This window comes from Arsukibacterium sp. MJ3 (assembly GCF_000987765.1).
In the GTDB taxonomy this organism is placed as follows: domain Bacteria; phylum Pseudomonadota; class Gammaproteobacteria; order Enterobacterales; family Alteromonadaceae; genus Alishewanella.
The window spans coordinates 26,889-50,079 of sequence record NZ_LAHP01000013.1 but is presented as its reverse complement, the minus strand read 5'-3'; the positions used below and the strand labels follow the sequence as shown (position 1 = coordinate 50,079).

Sequence of the window (23,191 nt, the reverse complement as noted above, 5' to 3'; positions counted from 1 at the left end):
TGCAGCACACTCAATATTATGGAATTTAAGCCCGAACGTTCGTTAGTGGTGGGTGAATGGCACTATCTGACCAATGAGGACAAGCTGGTTAAGCTGGACGAGCAAGGCCAGATTTATGCTACTGCCGATTTAGATAACCTTGGACAGAAGGTGGTTAACTACTTTATCGTGCATGCTGGCAGCTTGGTAACTAAAGAGCAGCTATTGGCTGACGTTTGGAAAATCCGTGACGTTTCTGATGGTCGGGTAATGCGGGTAATTCGGGCTATCCGGGTTGCGCTAAACGATGATACCCGCCAACCTACCTATATTGAGACCATCCCAAAACGTGGTTATCGGTTTATTGCCAGTGTCACTGATATTCCTCGGCAGCCGGTTCAGCTTAACACTGCTGATAACGCGGCTGCTAACCATGCAGCCAAAGACGATACCTCTAACAAGCGCTTGAAAGTATTCGCTGGTTTGGCATTGTTGCTTGCTATAACAATGTCTTTTTTGGTGTGGCAGTGGTGGTTACCCTCTACTAACCCAAAACACGCCTTAGAAAACAACACCATTCCTTTATGGCGCTATAAGCCCATTACCTCGCTCGATGGCCTGGAGTTTTATCATAATGTGTCAGCAGATGAACACTATCTGGTATTTAGCCATGCTGAAGCCGGTACAGAGCAAATAGCGGTTCTTAATTTACAGAATTTGCAAAATCATCAACGGGTACAGCTTACTCAAGGCGAGAGCATTAGCCTTGGTGCTGCTTTTAGCCCTGACGGCCGGTATATTGCTTATCATAAAATGTTACCTGACCGCGGCTGTGAGATTCGGTTGATTGAGCTAGAATCAGATAAAATGGCAGTAAAAAACGATAGCCTGCTAACGCTTTGTACGCCTGAGTCGGTTTCCGCCCGAATTAGCTGGTCACCCGATGGCCGTTATATTGTTTATCCTAGCTTGGACCCGGTGCAAAAACAAATGGTGATGATGATGTATCCGTTGGCTGGCGGTAGTGCCGAGCAATTAACGATACCACCGGGCAGCAGCTTTGGTGACTATGTTGGCCGTTACTCACGTACTGGCGATAAAATCGCCTTTATTCGCGATGCAGCTGGTGCCGCACAGATTTGGGTGCTCAATTTAACCAATCGGGCAACTCGGCTGTTAGTACAGATTGACGACGCTTATCCTGGCAATATCGACTGGACTCTGGATGATAGTAGCATAATCTACCCTTCAGGCCCCACTTCGCTTGGTATTGTCGAAGTGGCAACAGGTGAAAGCAGGCAACTGGCTTACACCGATAACCATGCCAGTGAAATTCAAGTAAGTAGTTTAAGTGGTAAAATTTACGCCTCGGTAGGTTTTTTCTCACACACTAACATTAAAAAAGTGAACAATAAGTTAGTCACTGCCACACCTTCAGAAAGTTTAGTTTTTAGCTCAAATCGAAATGAGTCATTAATTGAAATTAACCCGCAAGCGGATGGGCCAGCTGCAGTGGTATCTCGTCGCTCCGGCTTACCACAGGTCTGGTTATTTTATCCCGATGGACACCAGAAACAGATTACAGAATTTGAAACAAGAGAAAGAATTCGGAGCATGGCATTTTCGCCTGACGGTAATCAGTTATTATTGCAAATAAACAGCGGTATTTGGCAACTGATGTCTGATGGTAAATTAACGCAGATAGTTGGGCAGGATAATGAGTCAGTCGCATATCCAGCCTGGAGTCGCGATGGCACAAAAATATTTTATGCTCAGTCACGGCAGGGGCGTTGGGATATTATGGTGGCGGCTGTTGATACCGAAATAGAGAAGCGGGTGCTGGCAACGGATCGAGAGTTATATCAGCAAAGTTATATTGCTGACTACATTATCTGGCGTGATGCCAATTCTAAGAACTTTGTTATTGAGTATAGCAATGGTGATACCAAGGAACTAAATTTAGACACCACAGCTGATCAAGTTTTTTTTAAATTTGATCTACGCCAGCAAGGTTTTTATTTTACTTATTTACTGGATAGTACTCAATATCAATTGCGTTATTACGATTTAACCAGCGGTAAGGTACATCAGCAAGTTATTGATGATAATTTGTACCATAGCCGTTTTAGTTTGTCGCTGGATGAAACAGAGGTATATTATTTAGAAGCTGCCAGAGCTGATTTCGATATAGCTGAAATTACTTTTTAGAGCGACGTTTTGTACGTTTTTTATTGAAAAACCATCGAGTTTCAGCAGAAGTTCAGGTGTAAGGTCAACGATGTTAAACATAATTGTGTAACTAAAATCGGAGTCTTTACAATGATAAAAGCACTTAAAGTAATTATTATTTGCACCGGCTTTACTGTAGCGTTAGCTGCCAACACTTTTAGTATTTCAGAATCTACTATTGAACAACAACAATTAGACAATTTATATGCTTGTGGTTTGTGGCCAGCGTGTCGTGACCCCGATCAACAAAAACCAACCGACATACCCACGCCAAAACCTAACGGTGATACAGACGCGGGTAAAGATAAAAAAGATCAGGCGCAGTTGGCCTAAAACTGCTTAGCAAGTGTTTCAAAATTAGATACTCTCTACTTTTTAGTTTATTAAGGTATAATCCGCCCTGACACTTTAGTCAGGCGGGCCTTAATGTCGGATTTAGAACCACTGGTAAAAATTGGTCATTGGTATTATCAGGCTGCTTATGGCCATTTGTTGCCAGTAGCACCTGAACTCACCGGCACTTTGCCTGTGGTATTAGAGCCGCGGCTGCACAGTTTACTGAATTATTTTTTACTGCATCCTAATCAGGTAATTGCTAAGGACACACTTATTGATGGTGTCTGGCCAGCCGCAGAAGGCACAGATGCTGCTGTAATGCGGGCGGTAGGTGCTTTACGTAAAGTGCTGGGTGACAACGTTAAAGCACCGCAATACATTGCGACCATTGCGAAGAAAGGCTACAAATGGCTCTGTCATATTGAACCGCTTACTAGCAGCCAGCGGCATCCTAAGGTTAGCCCAGACATCGCTGTTGCTAACGTGCCTGCGGCGCAACCACAAATAAACGTAAACTCTAAAGCTTTACCATGGCGCTTTATTGCTGCAGTTTGTTTGGCACTACTAATGGGTGGCGCGGTATTGGCCTATATTTTGGCAAGCGTAACGGTTATGCCGCTTACTAAGCTGCCTGACACTGTTAAGCCAATAAGTGCGCTTACGGGGCAGGAGTTCTGGCCAACCCTAGCCCCTGATGAGCAATTCGCATTTTATTTGTTCCGAAAAAGCGAGGCTGGCACACAACAACTCGCCCGCCAGGATTTAACCAGTTTAAAAGTTAGCTATAGTGATGAGCACTATTTACAGATTAGCCAGCCAATCTGGTTGAGTGAGCAGCAATTGCTGTTCCGGGCAATAGATATGCAACAACAGTGTTATTTTTACCAGCAGCAAGTACTACCGGAGTTTGCTCCCGCCAGTAAAGTAATGCCATGCCAACAAGTAATAGCCCAGGGTGTGGTGATAATGCAGCAGCACTGGTACTGGCTGGATTATGCCGCAGATTTACAACGCTATGAATTATGGCAACGTAGTCCCGAGGGTAACAGTAAACGTATAATGGTATTGCCGCAGCAATGGCAAAAGGTTGAGCAATTACTGGTCGTCGGCCAATCTATATATTTAATGGCTCAAAACGATTTTTATCATAGCCGCTTATATCGGCTAAATGTGTTGCAGCAACAATTGGAATCTATTGGCACGTTTGAGTACCCGGTTACCGCCAGTAGTCGCTGGGATAAGCAACATGTGCTGTTAACCCTGGCTAATAACGCGCTGCAACTGTTCAATTTAAAAAACACTACATCATTGAGTTTAGGGGCTATGAGCTGGGGTCTGACCCAACCACAGCGTTATCAACAGCGAGTGTTAGCCACTCAATATCTTGATTATATTACTGATATTGTGCAGGTGACAGTTGCTGGTGAGCAGTTAACCAGTCAGGATAGCTGGCAAAGCAGTAATCGTAATGAACGGTTATATGCTGCCAACGGCTATCAGACTGCATTTGTTTCTGAACGAGCCGGAGATAATCAGGTGTGGTTGTCGGCTGCGGGTGAAAGTCGCCAGTTGTCAGGCTTAAAAAATGGTCAGCATATTCAGCAGTTATTTTGGCATCAGGATACGCTATTAACGGTGGTGAATAATCAGTTGTACCAAATGGCGTTGGATGATGGCCGTTTAACCTTATGGCACAACCGGCCGGTTTCAGGGCGCTATCAAAGTTGCCATGATACATTATATTGGACAGAGCAGGATAACAAAGGCTGGCAGTTGCTGCGTTATCAACAACAGCAACCAGAGGCGTTGCTATCCGGTGTCGTCAATATAAAGTGTGCACCTGATGGAGTAGTGCTGCAATTTTATAACAATAGTACGCTGGTGTTATGGACCGCTGAGCAACCGCAGCAGTTAACACCGCTAGCCATAAGCCTGAATTGGCATCATGTTATGCCAGAGCAGTGGACAAGTAACAGTGAACAACTATTGTGGATAGATAAGCAGCAGCGGCAGCTACTGGTTTATTATTGGCACAGCGGGTTGGTTAAAGGTTATAACTGGCCGGCAACAGCCTTACCGCTGGAAATACACAGTGATGCTGCCAACAGTGTGTTTAGCGTGCAGCCCCGACAATATGATACCGATATTGTCTGGCTGCAAAATCGTCCCTAGACTTTTTTGGTTCTTCAATAGTTCTTACGGGTTTGCCTGGTTAACCGTTACAGTGCTGCAAAGCTATTAGCGGCCGCATCAATGGTGGCCTTCAAATCTGCATCACTGTGGGCCAGCGATATAAAACCGGCTTCGTAAGCAGAGGGTGCAAGATAAATACCCTGCTGCAGCATTAAATGGAAGAAATGTTTAAAAGCGGCGGTGTCACATTGGGTTGCCTGCTGATAATTGCTTACTCTCGCTTCATTACTGAAGAAAAAGCCAAACATGCCACCCACCTGGTTAAACGTCATTGGCACGCCGTGTTGCTTAGCCGCTGCGCTAAGACCGGTAATAAGCTGACTGGTTTTGGCGGTAAGCTTTTCAAACACATCGGGTTTACTAATTTCGGTTAATGCGGCCAGGCCCGCAGCCATGGCAATGGGATTACCAGATAAGGTCCCCGCTTGATACACTGGTCCTAGTGGCGCAATATGCTCCATTATGGCGCGTTTACCGCCAAAAGCGCCTACAGGCATGCCGCCACCAATAATTTTACCTAAGGTGGTTAGATCGGGGTTTACCTGGTAAACCGCTTGCGCCCCTCCTAACGCTACCCGAAAACCAGTCATTACTTCATCAAAAATGAGTACGCTGTGATATTGATCACAAATTCGACGCAGTCCTTGCAAAAAACCCGGTTCTGGCGGAATACAATTCATATTACCGGCTATGGGTTCCACAATAATACAGGCAATATCCGCGCCTTTTTCAGCAAAAATGTGTTCTACCTGAGCCAAGTTATTAAATTCTGCGGTCAGCGTATATTTAGCAAAATCAGCGGGTACGCCAGGTGAGTTAGGTACCCCCAGGGTAAGCGCACCCGAGCCGGCTTTAACCAATAATGAGTCGGCATGCCCATGGTAACAGCCCTCAAACTTTAAAATAGTGTCGCGGCCGGTATAGCCTCTGGCCAGACGAATAGCGCTCATGGTGGCTTCAGTGCCAGAACTAACCATTCGCACCATTTCCATTGAGGGTACTAATTGAGTAACTTTTTCAGCCATATCAATTTCAGCCGGACAAGGTGCGCCAAAACTTAAGCCCTTTGCTGCAGCTTGAATAACCGCATCACGAATTGCCGGATGGTTGTGGCCTAATAGCATTGGCCCCCAGGAGCCGATATAGTCTATATAGCGTTTGCCATCAACATCATATAAATAGGCGCCATCAGCACGCTCCATAAAAATCGGCGTACCACCAACACTTTTAAAAGCACGTACCGGCGAATTCACGCCGCCAGGGATAGTTAGCTGGGCACGTTGAAACAGGGTTTCTGATAAAGACATAGTAAATTCCGTTCGCAGTTATTTATTGCTGTACCAGGGCACCGCACATTCGTAATCTTTGACGATGTTTTCAACGCCAAGGGTCAGGGCAAATAAAGCCATTCGCACCAGAATTCCGTTGTCGGCCTGGCGAAAAATAGCAAGGTTAGGGTTAAGATTTAAATCGTTATCTAATTCATTGGCCTCGATACGGGAATCGCGCGGCAATGGATGCATAATAACGGTATTCGACTTACAGTAGCGGGTATATATTTCCTGATTTAACCGAAACTTACCACGGTATTGATCTGCTTCAGCTTTCGAGGGAAAACGTTCTTCCTGGATCCGTGTTTGATAAACAATATCAGCATTTAAATGGCCTTCCAGCTTATCGCTGATAACAACTTGATGGCCCGCATTGCAAAGACTACTGATAATATCATCTGGCATCGCTAATTCCGCCGGCGATACCAGGGTTAATCTAATATTGCGATACAGGCATAATAATTTTGACAGTGAATGCACCGTGCGGCCAAATTTCAAGTCACCGACCATAGCGATATGCATGCCATTGATGTGTTGCCCGGACGATGCCAGTTCGCGTTCAATAGTAAAGAGGTCTAGCAATGCCTGAGTGGGGTGCTCGTTGGCGCCATCGCCACCATTTAATACCGGTACACGGCTGCCTTCAGCAAATTCGGCAACTGAACCCGCTTGCGGATGACGCATGGCAATCACATCACTGTAACTGCTAATGACTCTTGCCGTATCAAATAATGATTCACCTTTAGATAATGCTGACGACTCCATACCGGTGGTTTCACGCACTTCGCCACCCAGCAAATTAAAAGCACAGCCAAAACTAACCCGGGTGCGGGTGCTGGGCTCAAAAAAAAGGTTGCCTAAAATGGCGCCGTCCAGCACCTTGGTACGTTTTTTTCGACTGGCGTAAGGTGCCATGTGGCGTGCGATATCAAATACTTGGGTAATTCTGTCATGATCGAACTGTTTTACAGACAGGATATGTTGGCCCTTGAAGCTCATAGTCAGTACTCAGTTAACACTTGCCTGGACACGCCACTTCGGGCGCAAAGTGACCACTATTATACGCAAAACTAACAACTAAAAGCGAGGTTAGTACAGTGGTGGCTTCAGGATAGCCAGTAAAATGATGGCTAGTAGTAGTAAAACCGGTAGCTCATTAAAAATTCGATAAAAACGTGAACTATGTTGGTTACGATTATGTTTAAAGTCAGCCAACAGCTTAAAACACCAGCCGTGGTAAACATATAACAACAGCACCAGCAGTAGTTTGATATGCAGCCAGCTACTGGCGGCAAACCAGGCTTTACCATAGGCGATAATTAACAACACGCCAAAAACCAGTGTTAACAGCGCAAACGGGGTGACAAAATATAATAAACGCCGCTCCATTACTTTAAACGTGGCATCGCAGTCAGCACTGCTGGTTTCAGCATGATAAACAAACAGTCGCGGTAAATAAAAAATACCGGCGAACCAGGCAACCATAAAAAAAACGTGTAATGCTTTGTATAATAATAGCAAGCTCATAGTAAATTATTCTGCTTAACAAGTAGGCCGCGAACCTGATCCCAGCGGATAATGCCGATCGGTTCATGCGGGTTTTCCTGGTATATATACACCAGACCCTCGCGGTTTTCTTCCAGCAAGGCAAATACTTCTGCCATAGTGCACTGGTGAGATAAACCGGTTACCTTTTGATAACGAATAGCACTGTCGCCACTAAGTGCCAGACTGACATCATAACTGGCAGCAACAAACTCAGTATCGTCGGCGTTATTGCGTCGTAATAACAGTTGTACCGGCGGCTGCAATTGCGCCAGTTGTTGCCGTAGTGTGGCGTCGTCAGGGTCATTCAGTAATATGTATTCTTTGCTGAGCAATGCCAATACGCCGACTTTCTGCAGAATATCATCAGCCGGTGCTAACTTATAGGGCATTTGTAAAAAGTCGAGTTGCATCATAAAAATAGACTTGTTATTAAAAAACTGCACGGTAGTAACATAAGCGGTGACGATAACCACCATTGCCGGTAAAATAATTTGCTGGTTTGAGGCGAGCTCTATTACGGCCAGTAATGCAGCTAGTGGTGCATGCAGAGTGGCGGCCATTAACCCCGCCATACCCAGCACCGCATAGGTTCCTGCAGTGCTGCTGTCGCCAATAAATATCGCCGGGATGATCGCCAGTAAGGTACCTAACACGATCCCAATACCGAACACAGGGCCTATCACGCCACCCGGTACACCCAGCCCCAATGCGACAATAGTTAATACCAATTTCCCGATAAATATAACCAGTAATAGTTGTACATCAGTTGGGTTGTTAACAGCATGAAAAATGGCACCGGTTTCGGCACCCATGGCATCGGGAATGAGAAAACCCACTGCGGCGGTAATAATACCGGCTAAAGCCAGTCTGAGTAATAACGGCCAGTTTTTAAACCAGCGAAACATGCGCATCAAATTTTGGTTGAATAAAAAAGCCACGCCTCCAAAAACAATGCCACAAAAAATCAGATACGGGAAATGCCAGATACTAATGGCAACAATGTCAAGTGATGCTAATTCACGATCATGGCCAAAAACCAGCTGAGTGGCCAATGCGCCAACCACAGACGCTAGCATTATCGGAATAAAGACATGAATACGATATTCGCGCAGCACTACTTCCATAACAAAAATAACCGCCGCCAATGGGGTGTTAAAGGAGGCAGAAATAGCAGCCGCAATACCGCAACCGGCCAGAATACGAATGCTGTTGTAGGGTAATTGTAAATAACGGCCAACGGTACTGGCACCATAAGCACCCAAGTGCACCGATGGTCCCTCCCGGCCAACTGAAAAACCACTGGCCAGTGCTACGATACCGCCTAGAAACTGATTCAGGGTATTTCGAAATGGCATAATGCCATACTGAGTTTTAATCCGGTGAATAACAAATGGAATGCCCAGGCGGTAATGTCGGTAGCCGGTAATAAAAGCAATTAAGCCGATGATGGCCGCACCGCCCAGTGGCAATAACCAGACAATTTCCGGATCGGCACTGGAAAAATCATCTGCCTTATCCAGAAATACCAGTTGAATGGCAATAATGGCTAATCTGAAAATAATGATCAGTATTGCGGCTATTAAACCGCCCAGCATACCAAGCAGACACAACTGTAAAGACGTTTGTGGTAGTGCTAATCGGCGCTGCAACCCGGGCAGCCAGTCTCGCCATCGTCGCATAATAAAAATAATGAAGTAAACTATAGGTTAAGTCTAACATAAGCGACTGACAACGCAGATCTTATTTAGTATTGTCATTTTTTTCTAAGACGCCGATTGTTATTGAGGCCGGAAATACTTGAATAAATTACTCAGGTATTAGATAATTTACGCCGTTGTAACCCTTGTTGGAGCACTCATGTCTGATATGCCTATCCCTTTAGAGTTTAGTGATGCCGCCGCGCGAAAGGTCGCAGCGCTGGTTAGCGAGGAAGACAATCCCAATCTGAAACTACGGGTTTATATTACTGGCGGTGGTTGTTCGGGTTTCCAGTATGGTTTTACGTTTGATGAAAAAGTAAACGAAGGTGACTTAACCGTTGAAAAGCAGGGTGTCTCGATGGTTGTTGACCCAATGAGCCTGCAATATCTGATGGGTGGAGTTGTCGATTATACTGATGGCCTGCAAGGTAGCCGGTTTATTATTCAAAACCCAAATGCTACTACTACCTGTGGTTGCGGTTCATCATTTTCTGTATAGCGAAAGCAGCATTTTGTAAATAATACGTAACGGCTTTGCTCGAGTTTCTGGCAAAGCCGCAGTGTCGTTTCATCTGATACTATCTATGGGTTGCAAGCAACAATAGGGTTAGTACCAGTGCAATGACGATATTAAAGGCAATAATATAAATAAAGCCCTTTTTGCCTTGGCGTAAGCTCCAGTTATTTTGCAGTAAGTACAAATACCAGCCCAAACACATCAATAAAGGAAGTATAAACAACAATTTAACCATTTTTTAAAACCTCTGAATACCATCAATTAACGAAAAACCCTGGTAATATCATTACCCATTTTTAATCTTAATATCTGCTGTTGTAAAACTGCTGTACATTTTTTAGCTTTAGTAGCTATACGCTTGTCGCATCATATGGTTTAATTAACTGTTTTACATTGCTTATTGCGTTTGCAATAGGGTTTGAGTTTTATTTCGCAGGAAGGCTGTTTAAGCATAATAAAAGCGTAACACGCTGGGAGAAGAAAAAATATGAAAGGTACTAAAAGTGTTATTTCAGACGAAAATAAGCGTCTTTGTGTTTGGTTAAAGAGGCAACGTCAGGACAAAGGCCATACTATGCGCAGTTTATCTGAAATATTGGGTACACCACATTCATTTATAGGCAAAGTTGAAAACCAAGAACGCCGTTTAGATGTTATTGAGTATGTCCGTTATTGTCAGGCGCTTGAGGTTGATCCAACTGAAGGTTTAAAACAGGTGCTTAGCACTTAAACATATAATGCGGTATAAAGCCGCTAGCTAGCGGCTTTTTTTCTTGCCAGAAGTTCGTTAGCACGCGCCAGCAGCATAATTAACAGTATAGCGGGAATGCCCATTAATGCAGTCATGATAAAAAAGTTACCATAGCCTAACTGGTCTACCCATTGTCCAGAAAACCCCCCGATAAATTTTGGCAGCAACAACATCAAAGAACTAAACATTGCATATTGGGTGGCGGTAAACGCTAAATTTACTAAAGATGACAAATAGGCAATAAATGCGCTGGTGGCAATGCCAGCACTTAAGTTATCTGCAGAAATTATTAATGTTAACCACATCAAGTCGTAACCAATCTGGCTTAAGGCCGCAAAGAGTAAGTTGGTAACTGCGCTTAATATCGCACCGGCAAACAACACTTTTAGCACACCAAACTGGTTAATTAATACCCCACCCAGCGCTGCACCTACTAACGTCATTATTACGCCATAGATTTTAGACACACTGGCAACCTCTTCTTTGCTATAGCCCATATCGACATAAAAGGCGTTGGCCATTACGCCCATCACGACATCGGTAAGACGATAGCAGGCAATCAGCGCCAGAATAAGTAAAGCATGCCACTTGTAGCGATTGAAAAAATCAGTAAACGGCGCCACTACAGCTTGCGCTAACCATGCAATTAGCCGCTGGTACCAGCTACCATTAACATATTGTTGCTGTTGTAAAATGCTTTCCGGCTCTTTACTGAGTAACGTAGCTAATATGCCCGGTAACATAAATAAGCCCATCACCAGGTAGGCGTGTTGCCAGCCCAATAAATCGTAACTGCTGCCATCGGAGAACAATGCTGCTAACCACAGGGTTCCAGCTGAGGCCATAATCATTGCTAGTCTGTAGCCGGTAAGGTAAGCGGCAGCAAGCGCTGCCTGCATTTCAGTAACTGCACTTTCGATGCGAAAAGCATCAACATTAATATCTTGGGTTGCCGACGCTACCGCCAGTAATATAGCAAAAGTGGCCATAAGAGCTAAATTTTGCTGCGGATCGGTCATTGCGATACAACAAATAGCAATTACCACAAAAACTTGAGAGGACAATAACCAACTGCGGCGTCTGCCTAAACGTTTATGTAACAACGGGATTTTCAAGTGATCTGCTAAAGGGGACCAAAGCCATTTTACGGCATAGGCCATGGCAACCCAGCTAAAGTAGCCAATATCGGTACGTGAAACGTCTGCTTCACGTAGCCAAAATGACAATACGCCAAAAACCAACATCAACGGTAAACCACTGGAAAAACCCAGTACAAAAATACTCAAAACGCGGCGATTGAAATAAATACGCAGGCCAGACAGCCAGGCAAGATAAATGGGCAAAGCGAGTATCCGTGCAATTAAGCTTAGGTTCTAGCTTACCTCGCTGATTATTCTGGTCAAGTAATTACGGCCTAACGCCAATACAATCTAGCGGACAACGCCCTTGACCGCATAAAAAACTCAGGCAATGTTGAATATTTGCTCTAAGCTGATAATTTTGTTGCAAGCTATGCGCAGGCCAGTATTCTAGTTGATGCAGCAGGTGCCAGAATGCCCTTTCCCTTAAACTATTGGGCGTACCTGCCAATAGCTGAAATTGCGACCATTCTTCCAGCGTATCCCAAATAAATAAATGCAGTTCGCTGTGGGCCAGCCGACCCCGCAAAAACTGGGACACGTAGTAAACCAGTTGCTGAGCTTTTAATTCAATAAACCGTTCTGACATAACTTGCCTTAACTGTTGTAAATGGGACAACAATTACAGCAAGTATAGTCGGTTTTATTCGCTCGGCAGCAAACGAACCGTTTTTAATAGTAATGGTTGGCGCGGAACATCAGGCCAGCCCAACGACACGCTGGTCTCAGTTTCCAGCAAATTAAGGTTATCTAGTACCTCAAAACCGCTAACTACCCGGCCAAATACAGCATAGCCCCAGCGTAAACCGGGATCGAGACTGTTGTTGTCTGCCAAATTAATATAAAACTGGCTACTGGCGGTATGTGGATCGGATAGCCGTGCCATGGCAATGCTGCCAAGCTGATTTTTCAGGCCATTACCGGCTTCATTAAAAATAGTTTTATTCTGTTTAATTTCTTTAAATTGCATATCATAACCACCACCCTGAACAACAAAATCAGGAATAAGACGATGAAATATCGTATTATTATAAGCATTACTTTTTACGTAACTTAGAAAGTTGTTAACCGTAATGGGGGCACGGCTACGATCAAGCTCTAATACTATATCACCGGCCGATGTTTCTAACTGCACCCGCGGGTATAGATTATCGGGCTGCATAAACTGGCCAGCAAGTAACGGTAAGCTGCACAGTAGTGTTACTGTCATTAACCATAAGCGCATAGTGTCATTCTCGAATAAAAGTTTGCCAGCTGTCGTCCTGGAGTAAGTCGGTAAGTACCTGCTCGGTTAGCACTCTCAACTCGCGTTCAATTACCGCTATATCAGCCTGTAGCGGCGCAATTTGTCTGCTGTCACCACTATAGGCTTTAGAGAAACTGTTGCCGTTATTCTGCACCAGTACTGTCATGGTTACACTGTTTACCACTTCATGATCAAGTGGGCGTTGATTAACTCGGGCCTGCAGTTGGTTAATTTGAATGGTTAGTGAGCGCGTGTCTTGGTTAACTAAATTTGCGCCCCGCTGTTTCAACGCGTTGGCAACAGTTTGTTCCAATTCGGCCCTGAGGTTGTTTGCTGTAGCGTAACCCTGATTTTTTTTGCCCCGTACAATCACCAAGGTGTTCATACTTGAGCGTTGATCGAGCAAATAAAAATTAAACGAGCTTTGCGCCAATGACGGTGCCTGAGGCCAGAATACCTGAGGACTGACAATCAACATTGGCGGTTTGCTGGCACAACCGGCCAGCATGACTAAACATAGCAACATAATACGCATGCGGTTAGCTCCTTTTAATGGCTTCTAATATCACAAATTTTGGATTAGCAGCCAACTGCTGACAGTGGCCAAATAATCGGTTTAATTGCTGTTGATAATTAAGGTGGCGATTGGCGACAATTCGCAAGCGGCCTCCTCGTTTTAGCACCCGTTTCGCTTCGTTAAACATTTGGGTAGCAATATGAGTGGTGACAGTATGTTGCTGATGAAACGGCGGATTACAAATAATCTGATCAACGCTTTGTTCAGCCTGACTTGCCAAGCAATCGTCGACCAAAAACTCGGTTTTAGCAAGACATTGCGGCATATTGAGTTCAATATTAGCTTTAGCTGAGGCCACCGCCATATAAGACTCGTCGGAGAACACTAGTTGCAGATCAGGATGGGTATGCAACAGCGTTAACCCTAGTACACCGTTACCGCAACCTAAATCAATAACCCGTTGGCCAGCGATATCAACGGGCAGGTGCTGCAGTAAAAAACGGGCACCTAGGTCAAGTTTTTCTCTGGCAAACACGTTGGCATGATTAATCAACGTAAAAGGTGTGTCATCCAGTTTCCATTTTAACGGGAACTGAGGCTGCGGTTTGCCAAGTTCTGGCTGGCAGCGAATTAATCGACATTTTTTTACTGTTAGTGACGCTTCGGCATGACCGAGTTGCCGGCCAAACATTTCTAGCACATTGCGATTAATATCTTTGGCTTTGGCCGTGGCTAAAACAACAGTATCTGGTCTGCTAATGCTAGCCAGTTGAGAGAGAATAAAGCTTAAATAACTATGGTTATTAGGTAATTTCAGTAAAATAATATCGGCATGGGCTGGCAATGGCGTTAAACTATCGTGGTTTTGGTAACGTTGGTCATTCAGACCATTTGCTGCCCTGTTATGGGCTAAAGCTTGTTGTGCCAGGTAAGAATCTGTACTGTTAATTTGCGGGCAATGCGCCAAGGCGCAAGACAGAGCGCCAAAACTATCATTAATGATCAACAACTGCGGTAAAGCCGTATCGTGGCGTTTAAAATTATCGATAGCATTATTAGCCGCCTCTATCAGCAGCTCATCTGCTGCATCCCAAGCTTGTAAGCTGTGGTTAGGCTGATTTAAAGGCCAGCGCTGCAGACTTAAGTTGATGTGGCCAAGCTGAAACTGGGTATTCATAACGACAACGTATTAGTTGAGAGAACCGCATTTTGACACGCCAGGCTAAGAGCGACAACAGTAAAGCCGGTCTACGGCAATTTATATTACCTGATGCAGAACTGACTCTCTGGTCATCCTGGCTCAGCCATGCTGAAACCACTGTACTACAAACATTGCTAAGTGCTGAATTAGCATGGCGCCAGGAACAAATCCGCATTTATGGTAAAACGGTAAACATTCCCCGCCAGCAAGTTTGGATGGGAGAGCCACATTGCAGCTACCAATATTCCGGAGTGTGCTTTGAGCCGCAGCCCTGGCATCCGGCCATTAAAAAACTTTGCAGTAAGTTGAGTGGTGAGTTGAATCAGCCCTTTAATTGTGTACTACTTAACTTATATGCTAATGGCCAGAATCATATGGGCTGGCACGCTGATAATGAACCTGAACTTGGCCCCACACCGGTTATCGCGTCAGTGAGTATCGGCGCCAGCCGTCGTTTTGACCTGCAACATCGACAGCATGGCCATCAGCTTCAGCTACAATTAGATAATGGGAGTCTACTAGTTATGGCGGGTACTTGTCAGCAATATTGGCAGCATCGTTTACCGAAGCAAAGCAGGGTATTGACCCCTCGGTTAAATCTGACTTTTCGCTATATTGCACCACAACAGTAATTAATATTTAACAGAATACCTAATAGAGGCATCAGTACTATGCAGATCCAAACTGTAATAACACAAAAACTATTGAGTACATTTGCTCCTGTGGTACTGGAGGTTATTAACGAAAGTAGTAACCATAATGTAGCAGCCGGCTCTGAATCGCATTTTAAAGTGGTTATTGTTACTGCCGCTTTTGATGGAATGCGCTTGCTGCAACGGCATCGGGCGGTAAATGCGGTTCTGGCGGTTGAATTAGCAGAAAAAATTCATGCGTTGGCGTTGCACACGTACAGCCCCGCAGAATGGTATAAAGATCATGCTGAAACGTCGCCAATTTCTCCAAAATGCCTGGGTGGCAGCAAGGTTGTATAGGCATCGCAGTAAGTATTTTTTAGTCAATTAAGCTGATATTAAAATAAATCGGCTGATCAGACCTGTTTTCTGCGTTAAAGTTTTACACTATCGCAATTCTTTAATGAGCTAACAGCAGGACAACTTATGGTTATTCAACCGAAAATTCGTGGTTTTATCTGTACCAATGCACATCCGCTTGGCTGTGCAGAAAATGTTAAACAGCAAATTAGCTACGTTAAACAGCAAGGGCCAGTAGTTAACGGCCCTAAGAATGTCTTGGTTATAGGTGCATCTACCGGCTACGGTTTGGCATCTCGCATTACGGCTGCCTTTGGCTCTGGTGCCAACACACTGGGTATTTTCTTTGAAAAAGCGCCTTCTGACAATAAAACAGGGTCGGCTGGCTGGTATAACACCGCCGCATTTGAACAGGCAGCCAGTGCAGAAGGTTTGTGGAATAAACACTTAAATGGTGATGCGTTTACTGACGAATTAAAAGCCGAAGCCATTAATCTTATTCGCAGCGAGATGGGTAAAATAGATTTAGTAGTTTACAGCCTGGCTGCACCGCGGCGTAAAGATCCGGTAAGCGGCGAAATATACAGCTCGGTATTAAAACCAATTGGTCAGGCGTATACCGCAAAAACACTTAACACTACTAAACGTGAAATTGAAGATGTGTCGGTAGAACCTGCCAATGATGATGAAATTTTTAACACTGTTAAAGTAATGGGTGGAGAAGACTGGGAGCGCTGGTTAGACCAATTGCATGCGGCTGGAGTGTTGGCTGAAAATTGTCAGACCGTCGCCTACACTTATATTGGTAAAAAGTTAACCTGGCCTATTTACGGTAAAGCCACTATTGGCAAGGCAAAGGAAGACTTAGATCGCGCCGCAGAGGCTATTAGTAGCGAACTAAGTGCGCTTAAGGCCAAAGCGTATGTTGCTTCCCTTAAAGCGTTGGTTACTCAGGCCAGCTCTGCTATTCCCATTATGCCCTTGTATATTTCGTTGTTATATCGGGTGATGAAAGAGCAAGGTAGCCATGAGGGCTGTATCGAGCAAATAAATGGTTTATTTAGACAAGGCCTTTACAGTAGTTCACCACTGCTTGACGAGGCAGGACGCTTACGCATGGATGGCAAAGAACTTGCCGATGAGGTGCAGGATAAAGTTGCTGCGCTTTGGGGGCAGGTTACTACAGAAACCATTGACAGCCTGACCGACTACCAAGGGTATCATACTGAGTTTCTTCATTTATTTGGTTTTGGTTTTAATGATGTTGATTATGATGCCGATGTGGCACATCTGGTGCCGTTAGTTCATCTGGTTAATTAGTCGTATTGACAAGCCGCCATTAGGCGGCTTTGTTTTAGTTATTTCAGCATAGAGAGTGAGCAAACCTAGTAAAAACGCCATGCTTAGCAGTGAAAGGGTGGTGCGAAATCTGCACAATTGTACTATAGCGAATCAATGATTTTGCGGATAATTTTACGCTGCACCATGGATAGCAGCTTGCTTTAATGGTAGAATTCACAACTTTAATACGTGTATCTGATTAAATAATAACCGCCGAGGCGCTTATTTAGTATAATTAGGTGTGCTGCGGTTACGGCAGCTGAAAAACTAGACCCGGTTTCTTCTTAAAATAGTAGTGCAAGTACGTATGATAAAACTCAAAAAAGGCTTGGACATTCCCCTTGCAGGCAGTCCTAAACAAGAGATAAGTGCGGGCAATGCCATTACTACCGTCGCTGTTTTGGGCGAAGAGTATGTTGGCATGCGTCCGACTATGTCAGTGGAAGTGGGAGATACAGTAAAAAAAGGTCAGGTGCTTTTCGAAGACAAGAAAAACCTTGGCGTAAAATTTACTGCACCTTTGGCGGGTACCGTGAAGGAAATTAACCGCGGTGCTAAGCGGGTACTGCAGTCGGTAGTTATTGCTGTCAGCGGCAATGATGCTGAGCAGTTCAATAAGTATAGCAGTGAACAGCTAGCGGGATTGAGCCGTGAACAAGTAACTCAAAACCTGGTTGATTCAGGGTTATGGACAGCACTGCGCACCAGACCATTTAGCCAAATCCCTGCTATTGACAGTTCAGCGCGAGCCATTTTTGTTAATGCCATGGATACCAATCCGTTGGCAGCTGAGCCATCAGTTATTATTAATGCTGAAGCGAAAGCCTTTACTCAGGGCCTAGCGCTACTGACTAAGCTGACTGATGGTAAAGTATATCTAAGTAAGAAAGCAGGGGCACAAATACCAAGCGCTACTGGTGTAGATGTCGTTGAATTCGACGGCCCGCATCCTGCTGGTTTAGTTGGTACGCATATTCACTTTCTAGAGCCAGTAAGCATGAAAAAAGTGGTATGGCATATCGGTTACCAGGATGTGATTGCCATCGCTAAATTGTTCCTGACGGGTGAACTCGATGCTAACCGCGTCGTGGCATTGTGCGGTCCTGTAGTGAAAAGCCCACGTTTAATTAAAACGGTACTGGGTGCCTCTTTAGCTGAATTGACTAAAGATGAACTTAATGATGGGAAAAACCGTATAATTTCAGGTTCAGTGCTGGCAGGCACAAGTGCTCACGGCGTGCATGGTTACATTGGACGTTACCACAATCAGGTGTCAGTGCTTGCTGAAGGCGACAATAAAGAATTTTTAGGTTGGATAGCTCCTGGCGCCACTAAATTTTCTGTAACGCGCGCTTATTTGTCGCATCTGAGCCCGAAGCGTCTGTTTAATATGACAACGACCACCAATGGCTCAGCACGTGCCATGGTGCCAATTGGTAATTATGAACGGGTAATGCCGTTAGATGTATTACCAACCCTGTTGTTACGGGACTTGGTTTCCGGTGATACCGACAGCGCCCAAACCCTGGGTTGCCTGGAATTAGACGAAGAAGATTTATCACTGTGTACTTTTGTATGCCCGGGTAAATATGACTACGGCACTATTCTTCGCAACTGCTTGACGACCATCCAGAAGGAAGGCTAATCATGAGTTTAAAGCATTATTTAGAGCGCATCGAACCGCAATTTGAGAAAGGCGGTAAATATGAAAAGTGGTACGCGCTGTATGAAGCCGTTGCCACCGTTTTATACACTCCTGGTTTAGTAACCAAAAACGGCACTCATGTTCGCGACAGTATCGATTTGAAGCGCATAATGATCTTCGTTTGGTTGGCACTATTTCCAGCACTATTTTTCGGCATGTTCAATATTGGTCATCAGGCAGTGCAGGCGCTTGCTGCTGGCTATGGCACGCCAGACACCTGGCAGGTCGCTATTTTTCAGATGCTCGGAGGTAACTTAACTGAAGCCTCAAGCTGGGCTGGTAAGATGTTTTATGGCGCAGTATGGTTTTTACCTATTTATGCTGTAACGTTTGTGGTGGGTGGTTTCTGGGAAGTATTGTTTGCCTCAGTGCGTAAGCATGAAGTGAATGAAGGTTTCTTTGTCAGTTCTATCCTGTTTGCCTTAATTATGCCGGCTACTATTCCACTTTGGCAGGTTGCCTTAGGTATCACTTTCGGTATCGTGGTTGCTAAAGAGGTATTTGGTGGTACTGGCCGAAACTTTCTCAATCCGGCACTAGCAGGTCGTGCTTTTTTGTTTTTTGCTTACCCGGCACAAATTTCAGGTGATTCGGTATGGACCGTTGCAGATGGTTATTCAGGTGCAACCTGGTTAAGCCAGGCCCAGATGGGTGAACTGGATTATGCGGCTAACACCCAATTGTGGTGGGATGCGTTCTTAGGTTTTATTCCAGGCTCAGTGGGTGAAACGTCGGTGTTAGCGTTGTTAATTGGTGGTTTGGCGTTAATTTATTTCCGTATCGCTTCCTGGCGTATTGTTTCCGGTGTGATGGTGGGCATGATCTTAACCAGTTACCTGTTTAATGCTGTAGGTTCCAGTACTAACCCGTTATTTGCTATGCCTTGGCACTGGCATTTGGTATTAGGTGGTTTTGCGATTGGTCTGTTTTTTATGGCAACCGACCCAGTGTCAGCGGCGTTCACCAATAAAGGCAAGTGGGCTTACGGTATTTTGATTGGTTTTATGGTGATTATGATTCGGGTTGCTAATCCGGCTTATCCGGAAGGCATGATGCTGGCCATTCTGTTTGCCAACTTGTTTGCACCATTGTTTGACTTCTTCGTAGCGCAAGCCAATATTAAGCGGAGGATGGTACGCAATGTCTAGCAAAAATGACAGCATCAGCAAAACGCTGATCGTAGTAGTTTCTTTATGTTTAGTGTGCGCTATTGTGGTTTCTACCGCAGCAGTGCAACTGCGTCCAAAACAAACGCAGAATAAGTTACTTGATTCTCAGGTAAATATTCTGCGCAGTGTCGGTTTAATTGAAGGTAAAGCCTCACCACAAGTGATTGCTGATACGTTTAGCAAGCATGTCGAGTCGCGGCTGATTGATTTGCAAACCGGTGAAATCGTTGCTGATTGCGATACAAGCTGTGCTGAAGAGTACGATTATCGCCGGGCGATGAAAGATCCAATGCAAAGCAGCGCACTGGATGGAGCCGCTGACGTTGCTTCTATCCGCCGGGTTGCCGGGCGGGCGCCGGTTTATCTGACTTACGATGAAAACCGCAATCTGCAAGCAGTAGTGTTACCGGTGCATGGTTATGGCTTGTGGTCTACTATGCATGCTTTTTTAGCGGTAGAGACGGATGGTAATACCATCATACGCTTAAATTATTATGAGCAAGGTGAAACTCCGGGTTTGGGTGGTGAAATTGAAAACCCACGTTGGAAAGCCCAGTTTGTAGGCAAAAAACTAACTAATGAAGCGGGCGAAGTAGCGCTGGAAGTAAAAAAACCAGGCAATGCTAACCCTGATTCGCCTTATGAAGTTGATGGCTTATCAGGGGCAACCTTAACTGCAAATGGTGTGCAAAACACCTTTACTTTCTGGATAGGCGAGAATGGTTTCGGTCCATTTTTAGCTAAAGTGCGTCAAGGAGCCTTGAATAATGGCTAATGCAAAAGAAATTAAAACGGTCCTGTTTGGGCCCATTTTTGCCAACAACCCGATTGCACTGCAAGTACTGGGCATTTGTTCAGCACTGGCCGTAACCACAAAAATGGATACGGCTTTAGTGATGTGTTTTGCCCTCACTTTCGTGGTAGCGTTTTCAAACTTGTTTATTTCAATGATCCGCAATCACATTCCTTCGAGTGTGCGGATTATCGTGCAAATGACCATCATTGCCTCTTTGGTTATTGTGGTTGATCAGTTCTTAAAAGCCTTTGCTTTTGACTTGTCTAAGCAATTATCGGTATTTGTTGGCCTGATTATTACCAACTGTATCGTGATGGGCCGAGCTGAAGCCTACGCCATGAAAAACTCACCTGGTATGAGCTTTTTAGACGGTATAGGTAACGGTTTAGGTTACAGCGTCGTGTTGCTGGTGGTGGCATTTATTCGCGAGTTAGGCGGTTCAGGCTCACTATTTGGCGTGCAAATCATGCCGCTCCTTAGCGAAGGTGGCTGGTATCAGCCTATGGGCTTCCTGCTGATAGCCCCTAGCGCCTTTATTATTATCGGTTTGTTTATCTGGGTGTTGCGCGCTTATCGCCCGGAACAGGTAGAGAAGGCATAAGGAACAGCAAATGGAACATTATTTAAGCTTATTTGTACGTGCCGTCTTTATTGAAAATTTGGCGTTAGCCTTCTTCCTGGGGATGTGTACCTTTTTAGCCGTATCGCAAAAGATTAAAACGGCTTTTGGTTTGGGTGTTGCGGTTATTGTGGTATTGGGTATTTCGGTACCGGTCAATAATCTGGTGTTTCACCTGTTGCTGGCACCAGGCGCTTTGGAGTGGGCGGGTTTTCCAGAGGCTGATTTAAGCTTCCTTGGTTTCTTAACCTACATCGGGGTAATTGCGGCGCTGGTACAAATTCTGGAAATGACTCTGGATAAGTTTTTCCCGGCTTTATACAACGCGCTGGGCATTTTCTTGCCGTTGATTACCGTAAACTGCGCCATATTTGGTGCGGTAGCCTTTATGGTTGAGCGTGATTATAACTTTGGTGAAAGCGTGGTATTTGGTATCGGTAGTGGTGTCGGTTGGGCATTGGCAATTACCTTGCTTGCCGGTATCCGTGAAAAATTAAAGTATTCTGACATTCCAGCAGGTTTGCGCGGTTTAGGGTCTACCTTTTTGGTAGTGGGTTTAATGGGATTAGGCTTTATGTCTTTCTCTGGCGTTTCACTGTAAAGCAGTAGAAGGAAAATACAATGCAAGAGATATATCTTGGCGTTGGCATGTTCACCGTAGTGGTAGTGATGCTGGTATTTATTATCCTGGCAGCAAAATCCAAACTGGTCGCCAGCGGTGATATTACAATTAGTATTAACGATGACCCGGATAAAGCCATTAAAACCAAAGCGGGTGGTAAGTTACTCGGCGCCTTAGCAGACAGAGGTATCTTTTTATCTTCTGCTTGCGGCGGCGGTGGTACTTGTGGTCAGTGCCGGGTACACATCAAATCAGGTGGTGGCGAAATACTGCCAACTGAAATGGGCCATATCAGTAAAGGTGAAGCCCGTGAAGGCTGTCGTTTATCCTGTCAGGTTGCAGTTAAATCTGATATGGAAATTGAAGTTGAAGAAGAAATTTTTGGTATTAAAAAATGGGATTGTGATGTCATTTCTAACGATAATAAAGCGACCTTTATTAAAGAGTTAAAAATGGCTATCCCGGATGGCGAATCAGTGCCGTTTCGTGCTGGTGGTTATATTCAGATTGAGGCTCCGGCGCACCATATTAAGTACAAAGATTTTGAAATTCCAGCGACCTTCCGTGGTGATTGGGAACGTTTTAAATTTTTCAGTTTAGAATCAAAAGTGGATGAAGAAACCATACGTGCTTATTCAATGGCGAACTATCCGTCAGAAGAAGGCATTATTATGCTTAACGTGCGGATAGCTACACCACCACCTAATAATTTGACCTTACCGTGTGGCAAGATGTCATCATATATTTGGAGCCTAAAACAAGGTGATAAAGTGACGATATCGGGTCCATTTGGCGAATTCTATGCTAAAGAATCTGAAGCTGAAATGGTCTTCATTGGCGGTGGTGCCGGTATGGCACCTATGCGGTCGCACATATTTGATCAATTGCGCCGGATAAAGTCTAAGCGTAAAATTAGTTTTTGGTATGGTGCCCGGTCTAAGCGTGAAATGTTTTATGTTGAAGATTTCGATATGCTGGCAGCAGAAAATGATAATTTCGAATGGCATGTTGCCTTATCTGATCCGCAACCAGAAGATGACTGGAAAGGTTACACCGGTTTTATTCATAATGTTATTTATGAAAACTATCTGAAAAAACATAAAGCTCCGGAAGATTGCGAGTTTTACATGTGTGGTCCGCCAATGATGAATAAGGCGGTAATAAACATGCTGAAAGATTTAGGCGTAGAAGACGATAATATTTTATTGGATGACTTCGGCGGCTAAGGTTGACATAACGTGGCTAAAATAAAGGGGTAAC

Annotated in this window: 23 protein-coding genes; 14 read left to right on the top strand and 9 right to left on the bottom strand. The window is 44.7% G+C overall.

All coding sequences use genetic code 11. The annotated features are described in order from the left end of the window. Positions 1-18: 18 nt before the first annotated feature. The 3 genes from VT06_RS10910 to VT06_RS10900 all read left to right on the top strand — a co-directional run bounded on the left by VT06_RS10910 (position 19) and on the right by VT06_RS10900 (position 4,716). Positions 19-2,187: a winged helix-turn-helix domain-containing protein gene (locus tag VT06_RS10910; protein WP_046554341.1), complete on the top strand. Its 2,169-nt coding sequence runs from the start codon at positions 19-21 to the stop codon at positions 2,185-2,187. A 111-nt stretch (positions 2,188-2,298) separates the two neighbouring features. Further along, positions 2,299-2,541 carry a hypothetical protein gene (locus tag VT06_RS10905; RefSeq protein WP_046554340.1) on the top strand — a complete coding sequence of 81 codons (243 nt, stop codon included), beginning with the start codon at positions 2,299-2,301 and terminating at the stop codon, positions 2,539-2,541. A gap of 93 nt (positions 2,542-2,634) precedes the next feature. Continuing rightward, positions 2,635-4,716: a winged helix-turn-helix domain-containing protein gene (locus VT06_RS10900; RefSeq protein ID WP_046554339.1), complete on the top strand. Its 2,082-nt coding sequence runs from the start codon at positions 2,635-2,637 to the stop codon at positions 4,714-4,716. Positions 4,717-4,763: 47 nt separating this feature from the next. Here the strand turns inward: VT06_RS10900 and hemL are convergent, their stop codons facing one another. The 4 genes from hemL to VT06_RS10880 form a co-directional block, all read right to left on the bottom strand. After that, entirely contained in the window at positions 4,764-6,044 is a 1,281-nt protein-coding gene (gene hemL, locus VT06_RS10895; RefSeq protein WP_046554338.1) for a glutamate-1-semialdehyde 2,1-aminomutase, read from the bottom strand. An 18-nt stretch (positions 6,045-6,062) separates the two neighbouring features. After that, positions 6,063-7,067, bottom strand: coding sequence for an aspartate carbamoyltransferase (locus VT06_RS10890; protein WP_046554337.1), 1,005 nt, complete (start codon positions 7,065-7,067; stop codon positions 6,063-6,065). 90 nt (positions 7,068-7,157) lie between these two features. Continuing rightward, complete coding sequence (locus VT06_RS10885) at positions 7,158-7,595, bottom strand: CopD family protein (RefSeq protein ID WP_046554336.1); 438 nt, start codon at positions 7,593-7,595, stop codon at positions 7,158-7,160. Beyond that, positions 7,592-9,295: a chloride channel protein gene (locus VT06_RS10880; protein WP_046554335.1), complete on the bottom strand. Its 1,704-nt coding sequence runs from the start codon at positions 9,293-9,295 to the stop codon at positions 7,592-7,594. Before VT06_RS10880 ends, VT06_RS10885 begins: the two co-directional genes overlap by 4 nt. A gap of 178 nt (positions 9,296-9,473) precedes the next feature. Between VT06_RS10880 and erpA the strand changes: the two genes are divergently transcribed. Then, on the top strand, positions 9,474-9,815 hold the full coding sequence (erpA, locus tag VT06_RS10875) for an iron-sulfur cluster insertion protein ErpA (RefSeq protein ID WP_046554334.1): 342 nt from the start codon (positions 9,474-9,476) through the stop codon (positions 9,813-9,815). 505 nt (positions 9,816-10,320) lie between these two features. Beyond that, the gene (locus tag VT06_RS10870; protein WP_046554333.1) at positions 10,321-10,563 is read left to right on the top strand and encodes a helix-turn-helix domain-containing protein; all 243 of its coding nucleotides are present in this window, start codon (positions 10,321-10,323) and stop codon (positions 10,561-10,563) included. A 23-nt stretch (positions 10,564-10,586) separates the two neighbouring features. Here VT06_RS10870 and VT06_RS10865 read toward each other — a convergent pair whose 3' ends face one another. The 5 genes from VT06_RS10865 to VT06_RS10845 all read right to left on the bottom strand — a co-directional run bounded on the left by VT06_RS10865 (position 10,587) and on the right by VT06_RS10845 (position 14,663). Continuing rightward, positions 10,587-11,927, bottom strand: coding sequence for an MFS transporter (locus VT06_RS10865; protein ID WP_046554332.1), 1,341 nt, complete (start codon positions 11,925-11,927; stop codon positions 10,587-10,589). A gap of 64 nt (positions 11,928-11,991) precedes the next feature. Next, positions 11,992-12,312 (bottom strand): hypothetical protein, encoded by a 321-nt coding sequence (locus tag VT06_RS10860; RefSeq protein ID WP_046554331.1) that lies wholly within the window; start codon positions 12,310-12,312, stop codon positions 11,992-11,994. A gap of 54 nt (positions 12,313-12,366) precedes the next feature. Next, the gene (locus VT06_RS10855; RefSeq protein ID WP_046554330.1) at positions 12,367-12,948 is read right to left on the bottom strand and encodes a peptidylprolyl isomerase; all 582 of its coding nucleotides are present in this window, start codon (positions 12,946-12,948) and stop codon (positions 12,367-12,369) included. A 4-nt stretch (positions 12,949-12,952) separates the two neighbouring features. After that, a complete protein-coding gene (locus tag VT06_RS10850) occupies positions 12,953-13,504 on the bottom strand; it encodes a YajG family lipoprotein (protein WP_046554329.1) in 552 nt (183 codons plus the stop codon). A 4-nt stretch (positions 13,505-13,508) separates the two neighbouring features. Further along, a complete protein-coding gene (locus tag VT06_RS10845) occupies positions 13,509-14,663 on the bottom strand; it encodes a methyltransferase (RefSeq protein ID WP_046554328.1) in 1,155 nt (384 codons plus the stop codon). Between the two features lie 32 nt (positions 14,664-14,695). Here VT06_RS10845 and VT06_RS10840 point away from each other — a divergent pair, with 32 nt between their 5' ends. The 9 genes from VT06_RS10840 to nqrF all read left to right on the top strand — a co-directional run bounded on the left by VT06_RS10840 (position 14,696) and on the right by nqrF (position 23,157). Beyond that, on the top strand, positions 14,696-15,319 hold the full coding sequence (locus VT06_RS10840; RefSeq protein ID WP_046554327.1) for an alpha-ketoglutarate-dependent dioxygenase AlkB: 624 nt from the start codon (positions 14,696-14,698) through the stop codon (positions 15,317-15,319). A 39-nt stretch (positions 15,320-15,358) separates the two neighbouring features. Continuing rightward, positions 15,359-15,679: a BolA family transcriptional regulator gene (locus VT06_RS10835; RefSeq protein ID WP_046554326.1), complete on the top strand. Its 321-nt coding sequence runs from the start codon at positions 15,359-15,361 to the stop codon at positions 15,677-15,679. 126 nt (positions 15,680-15,805) lie between these two features. Beyond that, complete coding sequence (gene fabV, locus VT06_RS10830) at positions 15,806-16,999, top strand: enoyl-ACP reductase FabV (protein WP_046554325.1); 1,194 nt, start codon at positions 15,806-15,808, stop codon at positions 16,997-16,999. Positions 17,000-17,327: 328 nt separating this feature from the next. Further along, positions 17,328-18,665 (top strand): Na(+)-translocating NADH-quinone reductase subunit A, encoded by a 1,338-nt coding sequence (locus VT06_RS10825; RefSeq protein ID WP_046554324.1) that lies wholly within the window; start codon positions 17,328-17,330, stop codon positions 18,663-18,665. Between the two features lie 2 nt (positions 18,666-18,667). Further along, positions 18,668-19,873, top strand: coding sequence for an NADH:ubiquinone reductase (Na(+)-transporting) subunit B (locus VT06_RS10820; RefSeq protein WP_046554323.1), 1,206 nt, complete (start codon positions 18,668-18,670; stop codon positions 19,871-19,873). Continuing rightward, the gene (locus tag VT06_RS10815) at positions 19,866-20,669 is read left to right on the top strand and encodes a Na(+)-translocating NADH-quinone reductase subunit C (RefSeq protein ID WP_046554322.1); all 804 of its coding nucleotides are present in this window, start codon (positions 19,866-19,868) and stop codon (positions 20,667-20,669) included. Before VT06_RS10820 ends, VT06_RS10815 begins: the two co-directional genes overlap by 8 nt. Then, positions 20,662-21,291 (top strand): NADH:ubiquinone reductase (Na(+)-transporting) subunit D, encoded by a 630-nt coding sequence (locus tag VT06_RS10810; RefSeq protein WP_046554321.1) that lies wholly within the window; start codon positions 20,662-20,664, stop codon positions 21,289-21,291. Before VT06_RS10815 ends, VT06_RS10810 begins: the two co-directional genes overlap by 8 nt. 10 nt (positions 21,292-21,301) lie before the next feature. Continuing rightward, positions 21,302-21,910: an NADH:ubiquinone reductase (Na(+)-transporting) subunit E gene (gene nqrE / locus VT06_RS10805; protein ID WP_046554320.1), complete on the top strand. Its 609-nt coding sequence runs from the start codon at positions 21,302-21,304 to the stop codon at positions 21,908-21,910. 20 nt (positions 21,911-21,930) lie between these two features. Continuing rightward, positions 21,931-23,157: an NADH:ubiquinone reductase (Na(+)-transporting) subunit F gene (gene nqrF, locus VT06_RS10800; RefSeq protein ID WP_046554319.1), complete on the top strand. Its 1,227-nt coding sequence runs from the start codon at positions 21,931-21,933 to the stop codon at positions 23,155-23,157. The last annotated feature ends 34 nt before the right edge of the window (positions 23,158-23,191 follow it).

Coding starts and splice junctions, on each gene's coding strand:
- VT06_RS10910 (WP_046554341.1), top strand. CDS start 19: ATGGAATTTAAGCCCGAACGTTCGTTAGTGGTGGGTGAATGGCACTAT.
- VT06_RS10905 (WP_046554340.1), top strand. CDS start 2,299: ATGATAAAAGCACTTAAAGTAATTATTATTTGCACCGGCTTTACTGTA.
- VT06_RS10900 (WP_046554339.1), top strand. CDS start 2,635: ATGTCGGATTTAGAACCACTGGTAAAAATTGGTCATTGGTATTATCAG.
- hemL (WP_046554338.1), bottom strand. CDS start 6,044: ATGTCTTTATCAGAAACCCTGTTTCAACGTGCCCAGCTAACTATCCCT.
- VT06_RS10890 (WP_046554337.1), bottom strand. CDS start 7,067: ATGAGCTTCAAGGGCCAACATATCCTGTCTGTAAAACAGTTCGATCAT.
- VT06_RS10885 (WP_046554336.1), bottom strand. CDS start 7,595: ATGAGCTTGCTATTATTATACAAAGCATTACACGTTTTTTTTATGGTT.
- VT06_RS10880 (WP_046554335.1), bottom strand. CDS start 9,295: ATGCGACGATGGCGAGACTGGCTGCCCGGGTTGCAGCGCCGATTAGCA.
- erpA (WP_046554334.1), top strand. CDS start 9,474: ATGTCTGATATGCCTATCCCTTTAGAGTTTAGTGATGCCGCCGCGCGA.
- VT06_RS10870 (WP_046554333.1), top strand. CDS start 10,321: ATGAAAGGTACTAAAAGTGTTATTTCAGACGAAAATAAGCGTCTTTGT.
- VT06_RS10860 (WP_046554331.1), bottom strand. CDS start 12,312: ATGTCAGAACGGTTTATTGAATTAAAAGCTCAGCAACTGGTTTACTAC.
- VT06_RS10855 (WP_046554330.1), bottom strand. CDS start 12,948: ATGCGCTTATGGTTAATGACAGTAACACTACTGTGCAGCTTACCGTTA.
- VT06_RS10850 (WP_046554329.1), bottom strand. CDS start 13,504: ATGCGTATTATGTTGCTATGTTTAGTCATGCTGGCCGGTTGTGCCAGC.
- VT06_RS10845 (WP_046554328.1), bottom strand. CDS start 14,663: ATGAATACCCAGTTTCAGCTTGGCCACATCAACTTAAGTCTGCAGCGC.
- VT06_RS10835 (WP_046554326.1), top strand. CDS start 15,359: ATGCAGATCCAAACTGTAATAACACAAAAACTATTGAGTACATTTGCT.
- fabV (WP_046554325.1), top strand. CDS start 15,806: ATGGTTATTCAACCGAAAATTCGTGGTTTTATCTGTACCAATGCACAT.
- VT06_RS10825 (WP_046554324.1), top strand. CDS start 17,328: ATGATAAAACTCAAAAAAGGCTTGGACATTCCCCTTGCAGGCAGTCCT.
- VT06_RS10820 (WP_046554323.1), top strand. CDS start 18,668: ATGAGTTTAAAGCATTATTTAGAGCGCATCGAACCGCAATTTGAGAAA.
- VT06_RS10815 (WP_046554322.1), top strand. CDS start 19,866: ATGTCTAGCAAAAATGACAGCATCAGCAAAACGCTGATCGTAGTAGTT.
- VT06_RS10810 (WP_046554321.1), top strand. CDS start 20,662: ATGGCTAATGCAAAAGAAATTAAAACGGTCCTGTTTGGGCCCATTTTT.
- nqrE (WP_046554320.1), top strand. CDS start 21,302: ATGGAACATTATTTAAGCTTATTTGTACGTGCCGTCTTTATTGAAAAT.
- nqrF (WP_046554319.1), top strand. CDS start 21,931: ATGCAAGAGATATATCTTGGCGTTGGCATGTTCACCGTAGTGGTAGTG.